This is a genomic window from Streptomyces sp. NPDC051555 (genome assembly GCF_044454405.1).
Lineage (GTDB): Bacteria > Actinomycetota > Actinomycetes > Streptomycetales > Streptomycetaceae > Streptomyces.
The window spans coordinates 602680-620372 of sequence record NZ_JBITDP010000002.1 but is presented as its reverse complement, the minus strand read 5'-3'; the positions used below and the strand labels follow the sequence as shown (position 1 = coordinate 620372).

Annotated in this window: 2 protein-coding genes; both read left to right on the top strand. The window is 73.8% G+C overall.

Annotated features, from left to right (window positions below):
* Positions 1-44 precede the first annotated feature (44 nt).
* Positions 45-6698, top strand: coding sequence for an SDR family NAD(P)-dependent oxidoreductase (locus ACIBEA_RS07125; protein ID WP_399259056.1), 6654 nt, complete (start codon positions 45-47; stop codon positions 6696-6698).
* Positions 6699-6772: 74 nt separating this feature from the next.
* Positions 6773-17650, top strand: coding sequence for a beta-ketoacyl synthase N-terminal-like domain-containing protein (locus ACIBEA_RS07120; RefSeq protein WP_399258796.1), 10878 nt, complete (start codon positions 6773-6775; stop codon positions 17648-17650).
* Positions 17651-17693 lie beyond the last annotated feature (43 nt).

Sequence of the window (17693 nt, the reverse complement as noted above, 5' to 3'; positions counted from 1 at the left end):
GCGGTCCGGGAAGCACGAACGGGTCGGCGCACGACGGCCGGCCCCTGAGCACGAACGAGCCGGCGCACCCCGGTAGAACCGCGCGCACGAACGGCGAGCGGCAAGGCCTCATGCGGCGAGACACACGAATGGGATCCACCATGGACGAGGACAAGACTCTCGACTACCTCAAGCGGGTCAGCGCCGACCTGCACAAGGTCCGGGGCCGACTGCGCGAGGTCGAGGACGCCGAGCGGGAGCCGATCGCCATCGTGGGGATGGGCTGCCGGTTCCCCGGCGGCGTCGGATCCCCCGAGGAGCTGTGGAACCTGGTGCTCCAAGGGGCCGACGGGGTCGGCGAGTTCCCCACGGACCGCGGCTGGGACCTGGCCGCGCTCTTCGAGGGCGGCCCCGGTCAGGAGGCGGGATCGGCCACCCGAGCCGCCGCGTTCCTGCACGACGCCCCCGACTTCGACGCGGACTTCTTCGGGATCTCGCCGCGCGAGGCCCTCGCCATGGATCCGCAGCAGCGCCTCCTCCTGGAGACCTCCTGGGAGGCCATCGAGCGGGCCGGGATCGACTCCAGGGCGCTGCGCGGCAGCAGGACCGGTGTCTTCGTCGGCACCAACGGCCAGGACTACGCCACCTTGATGCTCGGCAACAACCAGTCCGAGCTGGCCGGTTTCATGGGCATCGGCAACGCCGCGAGCGTCGCCTCCGGCCGCATCGCCTACACCTTCGGCTTCGAGGGCCCGGCGCTCACTGTCGACACGGCCTGCTCGTCCTCCCTGGTCGCGCTGCACCTGGCCGCGCACGCACTGCGCAAGGGCGAGTGCACGATGGCCCTCGCGGGCGGTGTGACGATCATGTCGACGCCCAGCATGTTCACCGAGTTCACCAAGCAGCAGGGCCTCGCCTCCGACGGTCGCGTCAAGGCGTTCGCGGCCGCGGCCGACGGCACCGCCTGGGGCGAGGGCGTCGGCGTGCTGCTCGTCGAGCGGCTCTCGGACGCGCGCCGCAACGGCCACCGCGTCCTCGCCGTGCTGCGCGGCTCCGCCGTCAACCAGGACGGCGCGTCCAACGGTCTGACCGCGCCCAACGGTCCCGCGCAGCAGCGCGTCATCCGCCAGGCGCTCGGCAACGCCCGGCTGGCGGCCGCCGAGGTCGACGTCGTCGAGGCGCACGGCACCGGTACCACGCTCGGCGACCCGATCGAGGCCCAGGCCCTGCTCGCCACGTACGGCCAGGACCGCCCCGAAGGCCGCCCGCTGTTGCTCGGTTCCGTGAAGTCCAACATCGGCCACACGGCGGCCGCCGCGGGCGTGGCCGGCGTCATCAAGACCGTGCTCGCCCTCCAGCACGGCATCGTGGCGCCCACCCTGAACGTCGACGAGCCCACCCCGCACGTCGACTGGACAACGGGCGACGTCCGCCTCGTCACCGAGGTCACCGACTGGCCGAGCACCGGGCAGCCGCGCCGCGCGGGCATCTCCGCGTTCGGCGTGAGCGGCACCAACGCCCACGTGATCCTGGAGCAGTTCGACAACGAGGCCGTCGAGGTCGTCGAGGCCGATTCCGCCGCACCGCCCTCCGAGGCCCCCGCGCCGCTCGCCGCGCACGGCGCCACCGTGCCGTGGGTCGTCTCGGGCCACACCCCCGGCGCCCTGCGCGAACAGGCGGCCCGGCTGCGCGAGTTCGCCGCCGACCCCGCCGCGGACATCCTCGGCACCGGCCGCTCGCTCGCTCTGCACCGCACCGCGCTGCGCCACCGTGCCGTCGTCCTGGCGGGGGAGCGGGACGGGCTGCTCGCCGGTCTCGATGCGGTCGCCGGGCAGGAGACCTCCGCGCACGTCAGGACGGGCGAGGCCGCCTCGTCCGACGCGAAGGTGGTGTTCGTCTTCCCCGGCCAGGGTTCCCAGTGGGCGGGCATGGCCATCGACCTCATGGCCGCGTCCCCGGTGTTCGCCGGGGCCATGCGCGAGTGCGCCGACGCGCTGGCCCGGCACCTCGACTGGGACCCGGTCGAACTGCTGCGCAGCGGCGAGAAGCTGGAGCGCGACGACGTCGTCCAGCCCGTGCTGTGGTCCGTCATGGTCTCCCTCGCGCGGCTGTGGCGCTCCCTGGGCGTCGTGCCCGCCGCCGTCGTCGGCCACTCGCAGGGCGAGATAGCCGCCGCCTGCGCGGCCGGTGCGCTGTCGCTGGCGGACGGCGCCCGCCTCGTGGCCCTGCGCAGCCGGGTGTTCAACGAGCACCTGTCGGGCAAGGGCGCCATGTACTCGCTCTCCGCGACGCCCGAGCGGGCCGCCGCGCTCATCGCGGGCCGGGCCGGAGTGTGGATCGCCTCGATCAACGGCCCCGAGTCCACCGTGGTGGCCGGCGACCTCGATGCGCTCGCCGAGGTGAACGCCGAGGCCGAGGCCGCCGGGCTGCGGCCGCGGAAGGTCGGCATCGAGTACGCGTCCCACACCCCGCACACCGAGCGGGTGCGCGAACAGCTCCTCGACCTCGCCGCGCCGGTCGCCCCGCGCGCCGGGGACACCCCGATGTACTCGACCGTCACCGCCGGGCCCGTGCCCGGCGAAACGCTCGACGCCGAGTACTGGTACCGCAACCTGCGCGAGCCCGTCCGCTTCCACGAGACCATCCAGCTGCTCCTGGACGAGGGCAACACCGCCTTCGTGGAGGTCAGCCCGCACCCGGTCCTGATGACCGCGGTCCAGGACGCGGTCGCGAACCAGCCGGCAGGCGCCCGCGCCGCCACCGTCACCGGCACCCTGCGCAGGAACGACGGCGGCACCCGCAGGCTCCTGACCTCCCTGGCCCAGCTGTGGACCGGCGGCGTCCACGTCGACTGGAACGCGGTGTACGCCGCCGAAGCCGCCGACGCCACCGGCGTCGTCGACCTGCCCACCTACGCCTTCCAGCGCCGCCGCTACTGGCTCTCCCCGGGTACCGGCGGCCCGGCCGACGTCTCCGGCGCCGGGCTCTCCCTCGTGGGGCACCCGCTGCTGTCCGCGGGCGTCGAGGCCGCCGACGGCGACCGCTACGTACTCACCGGCAGGATCTCCACCCGCACCCATCCCTGGCTCGCCGACCACCGGGTCCTCGGCCGTGTCCTCGTGCCCGGTACCGCCCTGGTCGAACTCGCCCTGCGTGCGGGCGAGTACGCGGGTTGTGACCAGGTCGCCGAACTCATCCTGGAGAGCCCGCTGGCCCTGACCGCCGAAGGACCCGGTGTCGACGTCCAGGTCACCGTCGGCGAGGCCGACCAGGCCGGTGCCCGCGAGGTGCGGATCTTCTCCCGCCCCGCCGGCGGCGACGGTGGCGCGCAGGAGTGGACGGGCCACGCCAGCGGCACCCTGACCGCGGAGCCCGCCGCCGCACCCGCGGCCGAGGAGTCCGCCTGGCCGCCGGCGGACGCCACGCCGGTTCCGGTCGAGGGCCTGTACGAGCGGCTGACCGAGTGGGGCTTCGCCTACGGCCCCGTCTTCCAGGGGCTGCGCGCCCTGTGGCGGCGCGGCGACGAACTCTTCGCCGAGGTCGCCCTGGACGAGCGGGGCGGCGCGGACGCCGCCCGCTTCGGCGTGCACCCGGCGCTCTTCGACGCGGCCCTGCACAGCCAGATCGCCACCGCCCTCGACCAGGACAGCGGCGTCGAGCCGAGGCTGCCGTTCTCCTTCGCCGGAGTACGTCTGCACGCCACCGGAGCCACCGCGGCCCGCATCCGGCTCACCCCGAACGCCGCCGGCTCCCTGTCGCTGACGATGACCGACTCCGCGGGCCTGCCCGTGCTCACCGTCGACGAGCTCACCTCGCGGCCCGTGGCCGGCGCCGACCTCCACGAACGGCCGCGCGTGGACGGCCTGTTCCGCCTCGACTGGGTCACGTTGCCCGAGGCCCCCGCACCGTCCGGGCAGAGCCCGGCCGTGCTCGGGAGCGCGGACGACCTCGCCGCGGGCGTCGAGGGAGCCGTCCGGTTCGCCGACCTCGCCGCGCTCCAGGAGTCCGTACGCACCGGCGAGGAACTGCCCGGTGTGGTGCTGCTGCCCGTGCCCGCGGGAGGCGACGACACCTTGGCCGCCACCCGTGAGGTGACCGGCGCCGTCCTCGACGCGCTGCAGGGCTGGCTCGCCGTCGAGGAGACCGTGGCCGCCACCCTCGCGGTCGTCACCCGTGGCGGAGCCGCCGCCGTGCCCGGCGACAGCATCGACCCGGTGCAGTCCGCGGTCCGCGGCCTGGTGCGCTCGGCCTGTTCCGAGAACCCCGGCAGGATCGTCCAGATCGACCTGGACGGCGACGCCCGCTCGGCCGTCGCCCTGCTCACCACCGTCGCTGCCGCCGTGGCCGCGGGGGAGACGGAGAGCGTGGTGCGCGCGGGCGCCCCGCTGGTGCCCCGGCTCGCCCGCGTGGCGCCGGCCGACACCCTCGTCCCGCCCGCCGACGGCGCGTGGAGCCTCGACGTGGACGGCAGCGGCACCCTCGAAGGACTGCGGCTCGTCTCGTGCCCCCAGGCCGAGGCGCCGCTGGCCGACGGGCAGGTGCGCATCGAGGTCCGGGCGACCGGCGTGAACTTCCGCGACGTCCTGCTCGCCCTCGGCGTGGTCGACGTCGCCAAGTCCTTCACCGAGATGGGCTTCGGCTCCGAGGGCGCCGGCTTCGTCGCCGAGGTCGGCCCCGGCGTCACCGGCGTGCGCGTCGGCGACCGCGTCATGGGCCTGTTGCACGGTGCCTACGCGGGACCGCTGGCCGTCACCGACGCCCGCACCGTCGCGCCGATCCCCACCGGCTGGTCGTTCGCCCAGGCCGCCGCCGTGCCCACCGTGTTCCTCACCGCCTACTACGCGCTGCAGGACCTCGCCCGCGTCAAGGAGGGCGAGTCGCTGCTCGTCCACGCCGCGGCCGGCGGCGTCGGCATGGCCGCCGTCCAGCTCGCACGCCACTGGGGCATCGAGGTGTACGCCACCGCCAGCGAGCCCAAGTGGCCCACCGTGCGCGCCTGCGGCATCCCCGCCGAACGCCTCGCCTCCTCGCGCACCCTGGACTTCGCCGAGACCTTCCGGGCCGCGAGCGGCGGCCGGGGCGTCGACGTCGTCCTCAACTGCCTGGCACGGGAGTTCACCGACGCCTCGCTCGACCTCCTGGTCCCCGAGGGCCGGTTCATCGAGATGGGCAAGACCGACATCCGTGAGCCGGAGGCCGTGGGCGCCTCCTGGCCCGGCACGTTCTACCGCTCCTTCGACCTCGGTGAGGCGGGCGCCGAGCGCATCGGCGAGATGCTCACCCACCTCGCGCGGCTCTTCGAGGACGGCGTGCTCTCCCCGCTGCCGGTGACCACCTGGGACACCCGCCGGGCACCCGAGGCCTTCCGCTACCTCAGCCAGGCCAAGCACGTCGGCAAGGTCGCCCTCACCGTCCCCACGGCGACCCTGGACGGCACCGTCCTGGTCACCGGCGGCACCGGCTCCATCGGCGCCTCCGTGGCCCGCCACCTGGCCGAGCGGTACGGCGTCACGGACCTGGTGCTCACCAGCCGCCGCGGCCCCGAGGCCCCCGGCGCCGCCGAACTCGTCGCGGAGCTCGCCGAACTCGGCGCCACCGCACGCGTCGTGGCCTGCGACGTCGCCGAACGCGTCCACCTCGCAGGTCTGTTGGACGGCATCGACGACCTGCGGGGCGTGGTGCACGCCGCGGGCGTCATCGACGACGGAGTGATCACGGCCCTGAACCGCGAGCGGTTCGACACGGTGCTGCGCCCCAAGGCCGACGCCGCCTGGCACCTGCACGAGCTCACCCGCGGCAAGGACCTCGCCCTGTTCGCGCTGTTCTCCTCCGCCTCCGGGGTGTTCGGCGCGCCCGGCCAGGGCAACTACGCCGCGGCCAACGCCTTCCTGGACGGCCTCGCGCACCACCGCCGCCGCCTCGGACTGCCCGCACAGTCCCTGTCCTGGGGGCTGTGGGCGCAGGCCAGCGGGATCACCGGCGAGCTCGACCAGGCCGATCTCGACCGGATGGCACGTACCGGTGTGCGCGCCCTGTCCACCGCCGACGGTCTCGCCCTCTTCGACGCCGCCACCGGCGACAACCACACCCACACCGTCCCCGTGCAGCTGGACCCCTCCAGGTTCACCGGCGACGTCGCGCCCCTGCTGCGCGGCTTGGTCAAGGCCCCCGCCAAGCGGACGGCGTCCGCCGCCGCGGACACGGGGGCAGGTGGCGGATTCGCCGAGCGACTGGCGCGGCTGTCCCCGAAGGAGTGCGAGGAACTGCTCACCGAGGAGGTGCGCCGGCAGGCCTCGGTGGTCCTCGGCCACGAGGACATCGAGACCGTGGGCGCCGAGCGGCCGTTCAAGAACCTCGGCTTCGACTCGCTCACCACCGTCGAGCTGCGCAACCGGCTCAACGCCGTCACCGGTCTGCGGCTCTCGGTCACCGTGCTGTTCGACCACCCCACGCCCGCGGCCGTCGCAGCACACCTCAAGCAGCAACTGCTCCCGGAGATCGACCCGGCCGCGCTCGCCGCGAGCCGGCTCACCGCCCTGGAGGCGCTGCTCGACGAGGTCACCGCGGACGACCCGAGGCGCGCGGACCTCACCGTGCGGCTGCGGTCGGTACTCACGAAGTGGACGGGGCGCGAGGCCGTGAGCGACCCGGTCAGCCTGACCGATGTGAGCGACGCGGAACTGTTCGAGCTCATGGACAACAAGCCCTGGTCCAGCTGACCGGCGGGCGGGCCACCCCGCCGCCATGTGAATCCACCTGCTGACTGAAACCTGCTGGACCGGAAGAGGACTGGATGTCGAACGAGCAGAAGCTCCGCGAGTACCTGAAGCAGGCGGTTGCCGACGCCCGCGACTCCTACGCACGGCTGCGCGCCGTCGAGGAGGCCGCCCGTGAGCCGCTCGCCGTCATCGGCATGAGCTGCCGGTTCCCCGGTGGGGTGCAGACCCCCGAGGAGCTGTGGGAGCTGGTCGCCGAAGGGCGCGCGGGCATCGCGGACTTCCCCGCGGACCGCGGGTGGGATCTGGGGGCCCTCTACGACCCGGAGGGACTGCGCCCGCGCAGCTCGTACATCCGCAAGGGCGGATTCATCGATGGCGCCGCGGACTTCGACGCCGAGTTCTTCGAGATATCCCCGCGCGAGGCCCTCGCCATGGACCCGCAGCAGCGGGTCCTCATGGAGGCCTCCTGGGAGGCGTTCGAGCGGGCCGGGATCGACCCGGTCACGCTGCGCGGCGAGAGCGCGGGGGTCTTCGTCGGCGGCGTCCTGTCCGGCTACGGCTCGAACGTGGGCACCACGCAGGACAGCGAGGGCTACCTGCTGACCGGCACCGCCTCCAGCATCCTCTCCGGCCGCCTCTCCTACACGTACGGGTTCGAGGGGCCCGCCGTCACCGTCGACACCGCCTGTTCCTCCTCGCTGACCGCGCTGCACCTCGCCGCGCAGTCGCTGCGCGGCAAGGAGAGCTCATTGGCCGTGGTGGGCGGCGTGATGGTGATGTCCACGCCGGACGCCTTCACCGAGTTCAGCAAGCAGCGCGGGCTTGCCCAGGACGGCCGCGTCAAGGCCTTCGCGGCCGCGGCCGACGGGACCGCCTGGGGCGAGGGCGTCGGCGTGCTGCTCGTCGAGCGGCTCTCGGACGCGCGCCGCAACGGCCACCGCGTCCTGTCCGTCATCCGCGGCTCCGCGGTCAACCAGGACGGTGCCTCGAACGGCCTGACCGCGCCCAACGGTCCGTCCCAGCAGCGGGTCATCCGCTCGGCGCTCGCCAGCGCGGGGCTCTCCGCGTCGGACATCGACGTTCTGGAGGCGCACGGCACCGGCACGACCCTGGGCGACCCGATCGAGGCGCAGGCGCTCCTCGCCACGTACGGCCAGGACCGCCCGGAAGGTCGCCCGCTGCTGCTCGGCTCGGTGAAGTCCAACATCGGCCACACGCAGTCGGCGGCCGGTATCGCGGGCGTCATGAAGATGGTGCTCGCCCTGCAGCACGGAGTGGTGCCGCCCACCCTGAATGTGGACGAGCCCACCCCGCACGTCGACTGGACGGCGGGCGCCGTCGAGCTGGTGACCGAGGCCGTCGCCTGGCCGGAGACGGGCAGGCCGCGGCGGGCAGCGGTGTCCTCCTTCGGCATCAGCGGAACCAACGCCCACGTCATCCTCGAACAGGCCCCCGAGCCCCCCGAGGCCGCGGAGCCGGAGGCCGAGGAGCCGTCCGCGGGCGACGCGGCGATCCCGGTGCTCACCGGCGTCCCCGCTCCCTGGCCGCTGTCCGCCAAGAACGCCGCCGCGCTGTACGACCAGGGCGGCAGGCTGCGCACCTTCCTCGCCGACGCGGGCGCCCCCGACACGGACGCCGTGGCCGCCGCCCTCGTCCGCACCCGCGCCTCCTTCAGCCACCGCGCCGTCGTCTTCGGCGACGAGCGCCCCGCGGCCCTCGCCTCGCTCGCCGACGGCACGGCGGACGCGTCCGGTCTGGTGCACGGCATCGCACGCCCCGGCGCCAAGGTCGCCTTCGTCTTCCCCGGCCAGGGCTCCCAGTGGACCGGTATGGCCACCGGACTCCTCACGTCCTCGCCGGTCTTCGCCGAGGCCATGCGCGAATGCGCCGAGGCACTGGCGCCGCACGCGGACTGGAACCTGCTCGACGTCCTCGGCGACGAACAGGCCCTGGAGCGCGTCGATGTGGTGCAGCCCGCCCTGTGGGCCGTCATGGTCTCCCTCGCGAAGCTCTGGCAGGCCGCGGGCGTCACGCCCGATGTCGTGGTGGGGCACTCCCAGGGCGAGATCGCCGCCGCCTGCGCCGCCGGCATCCTCTCCCTCGCGGACGGGGCGCGCCTGGTCGCGCTGCGCAGCCGCACCATCGCCGAGGACCTCGCGGGGCAGGGTGGCATGGTCTCCCTGGCCGCCTCCGCCGAGCGCGCCGCCGAACTCCTCGGCGGCCGCGACGACGTGTGGCTGGCCGCCGTCAACGGCCCCGGCGCGACCGTCGTGGCCGGCGCCCCCGAGGCGCTGGCCGAGGTCTCCGAGGCCGCCGGGGCCGCGGGTGTCCGTGCCCGCACCATCCCGGTCGACTACGCATCCCACACCCCGCACGTCGAGAGCATCCGCGACCGGCTCCTCCAGGTCGCCGGACCCGTCGCGCCGCGGGCCGGGTCCGTACCGATGTACTCGTCGGTGACCGTGCAGCCCCTCACCGGGAGCAGCGCCGACGCGCAGTACTGGTACCGGAACCTGCGCGAGCCCGTGCGGTTCGCCGAGACGGTCGTCGCCCTCCTCGACCGCGGCATCGACACGTTCGTCGAGATCAGCCCGCACCCGGTGATCGCCCCCGCCATCGAGGACCTCGCGGCCGCGGCGGGCCGCGACGACGTGGTGGTCTCGGGCACGCTCCGCCGGGACCAGGACGAGAGCACGGCCCTGACCCGCGCCGCCGCCACCCTGTGGACCCGCGGCGCCGCCCTCTCCTGGGACACCTTCCTGGCGGGCGCGGCCGCCACCGCGACCCCGGCCGGCCTGACCGACGTGGCCGAACTGCCGACGTATCCGTTCCAGCGGCGCCGTTTCTGGATGGAGGGTCCCGCCGGCACCGGGGACGCCGCGGGCATCGGGCTCGACCCCGTCGCCCACCCGCTGCTCGCCGCCGCCACGATCCCCGCCGAGTCCGGCACCGCCGTCTTCACCGGCAGGATCTCCCTGCCGACGCACCCCTGGCTGGCCGACCACGTCCTCCTGGGGACCGTGCTCCTTCCCGGTACCGCCTTCCTCGAACTCGCGCTCGCCGCGGGCCGGGAGAGCGGCTGCGGCCGAGTGCGGGAGCTCACCTTGGAGCGCCCCCTCACCCTCACCGCGGACACCGGCGTCACCCTCCAGGTCCAGGTCGCCGAGGCCGACGAGTCAGGCGCGCGGACCGCCACGATCCACTCCAGGACCGGCACCGCCGACCAGGAGGAGCCCGCCGAGTGGATCCGGCACGCCACCGCCACCCTCACGGCCGAAGAGCCCCGGGAATCACGGGAGTTCGCTGACCTCCAGGGCGCCTGGCCGCCCGTCGGCGCCACCGCCGTCGAGAAGGGCGACTTCTACGGCGCGCTGTTCGAGCGCGGCTACGAGTACGGTCCCGCCTTCCAGGGCCTGCAGTCCGTCTGGCGCCGCGGCGGCGAGGTGTTCGCCGAAGTGGCCCTGCCCGAGGAGGCGGCCGCCGCCGACTTCCTCGCCCACCCCGCTCTCCTCGACTCCGCCCTCCACGCCATGGGCCTGGGCGGCCTGTTCGGCGACGAGGGCGCCGTGCGCCTCCCGTTCGCCTGGTCCGGCGTACAGACCTGGACCGACGGCGCCACCTCGCTGCGCGTCCGGCTGACCGCGGCCGGTGGCGATGGCGTACGGCTGCTGGCCACGGATGCCGCGGGCACGCCCGTCGCCTCCGTGGACGAGCTCGTGCTGCGCCCGCTCTCCGCCGCCGACGTGCGCGCGGCGGACGCCGGTCGGTCGCTGTACGTCCCGCGCTGGGACGCCTGGCAGCCGGTGACCGCCGCCGCGCCTGTCGCCGTCGCCTGGCACCCGGGCACCCCGCTCGCCGAAGTCCTCTCCGAAGATCCCGAGTTGGTGCTCCTCGACTGCACCGTCCAGGACGTGCCCGGCGGCGACGACATACCGGCTGCGACCCACGCCATGACCGGCGTCGTGCTGGCCCGCGTCCAGGAGTGGCTCGCCCGGGAGACGCCCGCCCGGGCCAGGCTCGCCGTGCTGACCCGCGGCGCCGTCGGCATCGAGCCCGAGGAGCTGCCCGACCCGGTGCAGGCCGCTGTACGTGGTTTCGTGCGTTCGGTGCAGTCGGAGCATCCTGACCGGTTCGTGTTGGTGGATGTGGATGTAGCTGCGGATGCGGTTGGTGTTCCTGTTGCGGCGGCTGTGGCTGCGGCTGTCGCTGCGGGGGAGCCGGAGTTGGCTCTGCGTGGTGGGGATGTGTACGTGCCCAGGCTGGCTGTGGTGGGTGGTGATGCTGGTCCGGTCTCGGGTGGTGGTGTGTCGTCGTGGTCGGGTGGTGGTGCGGTGTTGGTGACGGGTGGTACGGGTGTGGTGGGTGCGGCGGTGGCGCGGCATTTGGTGGGTGTGCATGGTGTGCGTGAGTTGGTGTTGGTGAGTCGGCGTGGTGAGCGGGCGCCGGGTGTGGGTGGGTTGGTGGATGAGTTGGTGGGTCTGGGTGCGGTGGTGCGGGTGGTGGCTTGTGATGTGGCTGATCGTGTTGCGGTGGGTGAGTTGGTGGCGGGGATTTCGGGGTTGCGTGGTGTGGTGCATGCGGCGGGTGCGGTGGATGACGGTGTGGTGACGGGTTTGACGGTGGAGCGGTTGGTGTCGGTGTTGCGGCCGAAGGTGGATGCGGCGTGGTATTTGCATGAGGCGACGCGGGCTCTGGGGTTGGAGTTGTTCGTGTTGTTCTCGTCGGCTGCTGGTGTGTTCGGTTCGCCGGGTCAGGCCAACTATGCGGCGGCCAATGTGTTCCTGGACGCGTTGGCTGTGCGGCGTCGTGCCGAGGGTCTTGTGGCTCAGTCCCTGTCGTGGGGTCTGTGGGAGGAGACCAGCGAACTGACGGCCACCCTCGGCGAATCCGACAAGGCTCGGCTCGGCCGCGGTGGACTGCAGGCCCTCGGCACCGAGGAAGGCCTCGCCCTCTTCGACCGGTCGCTGGCCCTCGACGCCCCGCACCTGGTTCCCGTACGCCTCGACCTGTCCCGCGCCCGCGCCGAAGGCCAGCAGGTGCCGCCGCTGTTGCGCGCCCTGGTCCGCACCCCCGCGCGCCGCGCCACCGGAACCCCCGGAGGCCGCGGCTGGCGTGCGCAGTACGAGGCGATGCCCGAGGACGGGCGCGAGAGCATGCTCGTCGACCTGGTTCGGGCCCAAGTGGCCGCCGTCCTGGGCCACTCCGGCGCGGAAGAGGTACCCGCCCAGCGCGGCTTCAAGGACCTCGGCTTCGACTCCCTGACCGCTGTGGAGCTGCGCAACCGGCTGGGCGAACTCACCGGCAACCGCCTGCCCGCGACCCTGGTGTTCGACTACCCGACACCGGCCGCGCTCGGCGCCCATCTGCACGGTCTCCTGGCCGGCACGGCCGCGCGGCGGCACAGCGAGGTGGCGCGGGTCGTGGCGGACGACGAGCCCATCGCGATCGTCGGCATGAGCTGCCGTTTCCCCGGCCACGTCGACTCGCCCGACGAGCTGTGGCAGATGCTCGCGGACGGTCGTGAGGGCATCAGCGGCTTCCCGACGGACCGCGACTGGGCCCTCGACTCGTTCTTCGACCCCACCGGCGAGCGCCCCGGCACCTCCCTGGTGGACCAGGGCGGATTCCTGCACGACGCCGCCGACTTCGACGCCTCCTTCTTCGGGATCTCCCCGCGCGAGGCCGTGACCATGGATCCCCAGCACCGGATGCTCCTGGAGCTGTCCTGGGAGGCCATCGAGCGCGCGGGCGTCGACCCGACGGAGCTGCGCGGAAGCAGGACCGGCGTGTTCTCCGGCCTGATGTACCACGAGTACGCGGCGCGCCTGCGCTCCGTGCCCGAGGACGTCGCGGGCTTCCTCAGCAACGGCAACGCGGGCAGTGTGGCCACCGGCCGGGTCTCCTACACCCTCGGCTTCGAGGGCCCCGCCGTGACCGTGGACACGGCCTGCTCCTCGTCCCTGGTCGCGCTGGACATGGCCGTCAGCGCCCTGCAGCGCGCCGAGTGCGACCTGGCGCTCGCCGGCGGTGTCACCGTGATGTCGACCCCGACGATCTTCGCCGAGTTCACCCGTCAGCGCGGCCTCGCGCACGACGGCCGATGCAAGGCGTTCTCCGACGCGGCCGACGGTATGGGTGTCGCCGAAGGCGCGGGCGTGGTCCTCGTCGAGCGACTCTCGGACGCCCGCCGCAACGGCCACCGCGTCCTCGCCGTCATCAAGGGCTCGGCCGTCAACCAGGACGGTGCGTCGAACGGTCTGACCGCGCCGAACGGTCCCGCCCAGCAGCGGGTCATCCGGCAGGCGCTCGCCAACGCGGGCCTCGCCGCGTCCGACGTGGACGTGGTGGAGGCGCACGGCACGGGTACGTCCCTGGGCGACCCGATCGAGGCGCAGGCGCTGCTCGCCACGTACGGCCAGGACCGCCCGGAAGGCCGCCCGCTGCTGCTCGGCTCGGTGAAGTCCAACATCGGCCACACCCAGGCCGCCGCCGGGATCGCGGGCGTCATGAAGATGGTGCTCGCCCTGCGGCACGCCGCCGTGCCCCGGACCCTGCACGTCGAGCGGCCCAGCGAGCACGTCGACTGGACGGCGGGCGCCGTCGAGCTGGTGACCGAGGCCGTGGCCTGGCCGGAGACGGGCAGGCCCCGGCGGGCGGCGGTGTCCTCCTTCGGCATCAGCGGCACCAACGCCCACGTCATCCTCGAACAGGCCCCCGAGGCCGCGGAGCGGCCCGAGCCCGTGCTCGCCGCCGCCGAAGGCGCCGTACTGCCGTGGCTCGTCTCGGCCAAGTCCCCCGCGGCGCTGCGCGGCCAGGCCGAGCAGCTGCGCGCCTTCGCAGCCGCGGGGGCCGAGCCCGCGGCCACGGCCGCCGCGCTCATCGGCGGCCGTACCGCCTTCGACGAGCGCGCGGTCGTCCTCGCCGCCGACCCCGGGGGCTTCGCCGAAGGGCTCGCGGGCCTGGCCCGCCAGGACGCCGAGGTCCCCGGGCTCGTCTCCGGGACCGTGCGCCCCGGCGCCAAGGTCGCGTTCGTCTTCCCCGGCCAGGGCGCCCAGTGGACCGGCATGGCGCTCGGCCTGATGGAGTCCTCGCCGGTGTTCGCCGGGGCCCTGCGCGAATGCGCCGAGGCACTGGCGCCGCACGCGGACTGGAACCTGCTCGACGTCCTCGGCGACCAGCAGGCCCTGGAGCGCGTCGATGTGGTGCAGCCCGCCCTGTGGGCCGTCATGATCTCCCTCGCGAAGGTCTGGCAGCACTCGGGCATCACGCCCTCCGTGGTCGTCGGCCACTCCCAGGGCGAGATCGCCGCGGCCTGCGTGGCCGGCGCCCTGACCTTGGCCGAGGGCGCCCGTCTCGTGGCCCTGCGCAGCCGCGTCATAGCCGAGGAGCTCGCCGGGCGCGGCGGCATGGCCTCACTGACCGTGCCCGCCGACGAGGCCCAGGCCCTCATCGACCGGTACACGAACCCCGGCGGCGGCGCCGAACCCGCCACCGGCGTGGTCATCGCCGCCGTCAACGGCCCCGGCGCGGTCGTCGTCGCCGGTGACGAGGGACCGTTGCAACGGCTCCTGGACGGCTGCGAGGCCGACGGGATCCGCGCCCGCCGCATCCCCGTGGACTACCCCTCGCACGGCCCCCAGGTCGAGCTCATCAAGGACCGGCTCCTCAAGGAGCTCGGTGACATCAGCCCGGCGCGGCCCCGGGTGACCTGGCGCTCCACCGTCACCGGTGAGGACGTGCGGGACCGGGAGGCCGACGCCGAGTACTGGTACCGCAACCTCCGGCAGCCGGTGCGCTTCGCGCAGGTCGTCGCCGACCTCATGGAGAGCGGCATCGACACCTTCGTCGAGATCAGCCCGCACCCGGTCACCACCGCCGCCCTGGAGGACGCCGCGCTGCGGGCCGGGGGTCGAGAGGTCGTCGTCACCGGCACTCTGCGCCGCGACGAGAACGAGCGGACCGCCCTGCTCCGCAACGCCGCCGCCCTGTGGACCCGAGGCCTCGGCGTGGACTGGACCGCCCTCACCCCGGCCCCGGACGAGCGGGCCGACGCCGTCGACCTGCCGACCTACGCCTTCCAGCGGGAGCGTTACTGGCTCGACGCGCCGAACGACTTCGGGGACCCGGGCGGTGTCGGCCAGGAGGCCACCGGCCACCCCGTGCTCGCCGCGGCCGTCGTCCCCGCCGGGACCGACAGCATCCTGTTCACCGGCAGGCTCACCGCCCCGGCCGCGGCCTCGCCCGCGGAGCACACCCTGCTCGACACGCCCGTACTGCCCGGCAGCGCCCTGCTCGACTGGGCGCTGTACGCCGCGGACCGCCTCGGCCTGCCCGGCGTCGCGCACCTGGAGCAGCACGAACCGCTGCTCCAGGCTCCCGACGGCGCCGTCCGCGTCCAGGTGATGGCCGCGGAGCCCGACGACTTCGGACACCGCCGTCTCACCGTCCACGCGCAGCCCGACGGTGACGCGACCGCGGAGTGGACCCTGCACGCCACCGCCGAGCTGCACCCCGGAGCCGAGGAGCCCGACGAGGCGTACGCACGGCTCGCGGGCACCTGGCCGCCGGCCGCCGCCACCCCGGCGGACACGGCCGGGCTCTACGGCGAACTCTTCGCCGGGGGACAGCAGTTCGGACCGGCCCTCCAGGGGCTGCGTGCCGCCTGGCGCACCGGCGACGACATCTACGCCGAGGTCGAGCTGCCCGAGCGGGCCGTCGAAGGGCTTGCGCCGCGCGCCGCGCTCCTGGAGTCCGTCTGCCACGCCTGGCGTCTTGCCGACGCGGACGGCCCCGGTACCGCCGGAGCCCTGCAGCCCACCGTCTGGGAGGGTGTGCGGGTGCGGGCCGGCGGCCTCGACACCGCCACCGGCCCGCAGGCGGTCGACGGCGCCCGGATCGTACGGGTCCTGCTGACCCCGGCCGGCGACGGAGCCCTGCGGGTGCGCGTCACCGATACCGAGGGCATCCCGCTGCTCGGCGCGGACCGGGTCGAGCTGCGTCCGGTCACCGCGGCCCGGCTCCGCTCGGCAGGTGCCACCGCGGCGCATTCGCTCTACGAAGTGAGCTGGGAGCGCCGTGCGTTCGATGAGCCCGCACAGACGCCGCGTTCGATCCTGTGGGACGGCACGCGGTCGGCGGAGGAGATCGAGGCCGCCGTCGCCGATGGTGTGCGGCTCGTCCTTCTGGACGCGACCGCGCTCGACGCCCCCGGGCAGCGGGAGAGCGACGGCGAACACCTGCCGCGGCGGGTCCTCGAAGCGCTGACCGCCGCCCTCGCGCGCGCCCAGCAGTGGCTCGCCGACGAGGCGCTCGCCGACGCACGGCTCGCCGTGGTCACCCATGGCGCCGTCGCCGTGTCGGGCACCGACCCGGTGGACCTCACGCAGGCCGCTGTGCGTGGTTTCTTGCGTTCGGTGCAGTCGGAGCATCCTGACCGGTTCGTGTTGGTGGATGTGGATGTGGATGTGGATGCGGATGTGGTTGGTGGGGTGGTTGGTGTTCCCGCCTCTCTGGTGGCTGCGGCTGTTGCTGCGGGGGAGCCGGAGTTGGCTGTGCGGGGTGGGGATGTGTATGTGCCCAGGTTGGCTGTGGTGGCTTCCGCTGTGGGCGCCGATGTCGGTCCGATTTCGGGTGGTGGTGCGGTGTTGGTGACGGGTGGTACGGGTGTGGTGGGTGCGGCGGTGGCGCGGCATTTGGTGGGTGTGCATGGTGTGCGTGAGTTGGTGTTGGTGAGTCGGCGTGGTGAAGAGGCGCCGGGTGTGGGTGGGTTGGTGGATGAGTTGGTGGGTCTGGGTGCGGTGGTGCGGGTGGTGGCTTGTGATGTGGCTGATCGTGTTGCGGTGGGGGAGTTGGTGGCGGGGATTTCGGGGTTGCGTGGTGTGGTGCATGCGGCGGGTGCGGTGGATGACGGTGTGGTGACGGGTTTGACGGTGGAGCGGTTGGGGCCGGTGTTGCGGCCGAAGGTGGATGCGGCGTGGTATTTGCATGAGGCGACGCGGGCTCTGGGGTTGGAGTTGTTCGTGTTGTTCTCGTCGGCTGCTGGTGTGTTCGGTTCGCCGGGTCAGGCCAACTATGCGGCGGCCAATGTGTTCCTGGATGCATTGGCTGTGCGGCGTCGTGCCGAGGGTCTTGTGGCTCAGTCCCTGTCGTGGGGTCTGTGGGAGGAGACCAGCGAACTGACGGCCACCCTCGGCGAATCCGGGCTGCGGCGGATGAACGCCGGCGGTGTCCTGCCGCTCAGCACGGAGGAAGGACTCGCCCTCTTCGACCGCGCGCTCGCAAGCGGCCTGCCGCACTCCGCGCCGGTCCGGCTGGACCGCGCCCAGCTGCGCGGCGGCGAGGACACGCCCGCGCTGCTGCGTGGTCTGGTGCGCGCCGCGCCGCGCCGCGCCACGGCGCCGGACGACGCGCAGGCGCTGCGCAGCCGCCTTTCCGCGCTGCCCGCGGCCGAGCGGCAGGAAGCCCTCCTGGAGACGGTGCGCGGCCAGATCGCCGCGGTCCTCAAGTACGGCACGGGCGACCAGATCTCGGCCACCCGGCCGTTCACGGAGCTCGGCTTCGACTCGCTGACCGCCGTCGAACTCCGCAACCGCCTGGCCCGGACGGCCGGTACGAGGCTGCCCACCACGCTCGTCTTCGACTACCCCACGCCCGAGGCGCTCACCGGCCATCTGCTCACGATCCTGCTGCCCGGGACGGAGGCCGAGGACTGGGGCAGGGAGACCGTCGACCGTCTCGAAGCCATGCTCGACGACGAGCGCGACGAGGCCGAGGTCAACAAGCTGACCGCCCGTCTGGAGACCCTGCTGCTGCGCTGGCGGGAACGTTCCAGGACGCTGGCCGCCGCCGCGCCGGGCGGCGGCCGGGCCCAGGAGATGGGGGCCGACGAGCTGAGCGAGGTCAGCGAGGAAGAGCTGCTGCGCTACATCGACGACGAGATCGGGCTGAGCTGATGCACGCACAGCTGCACACGCAGCTGCATGCACGGCTGCACGC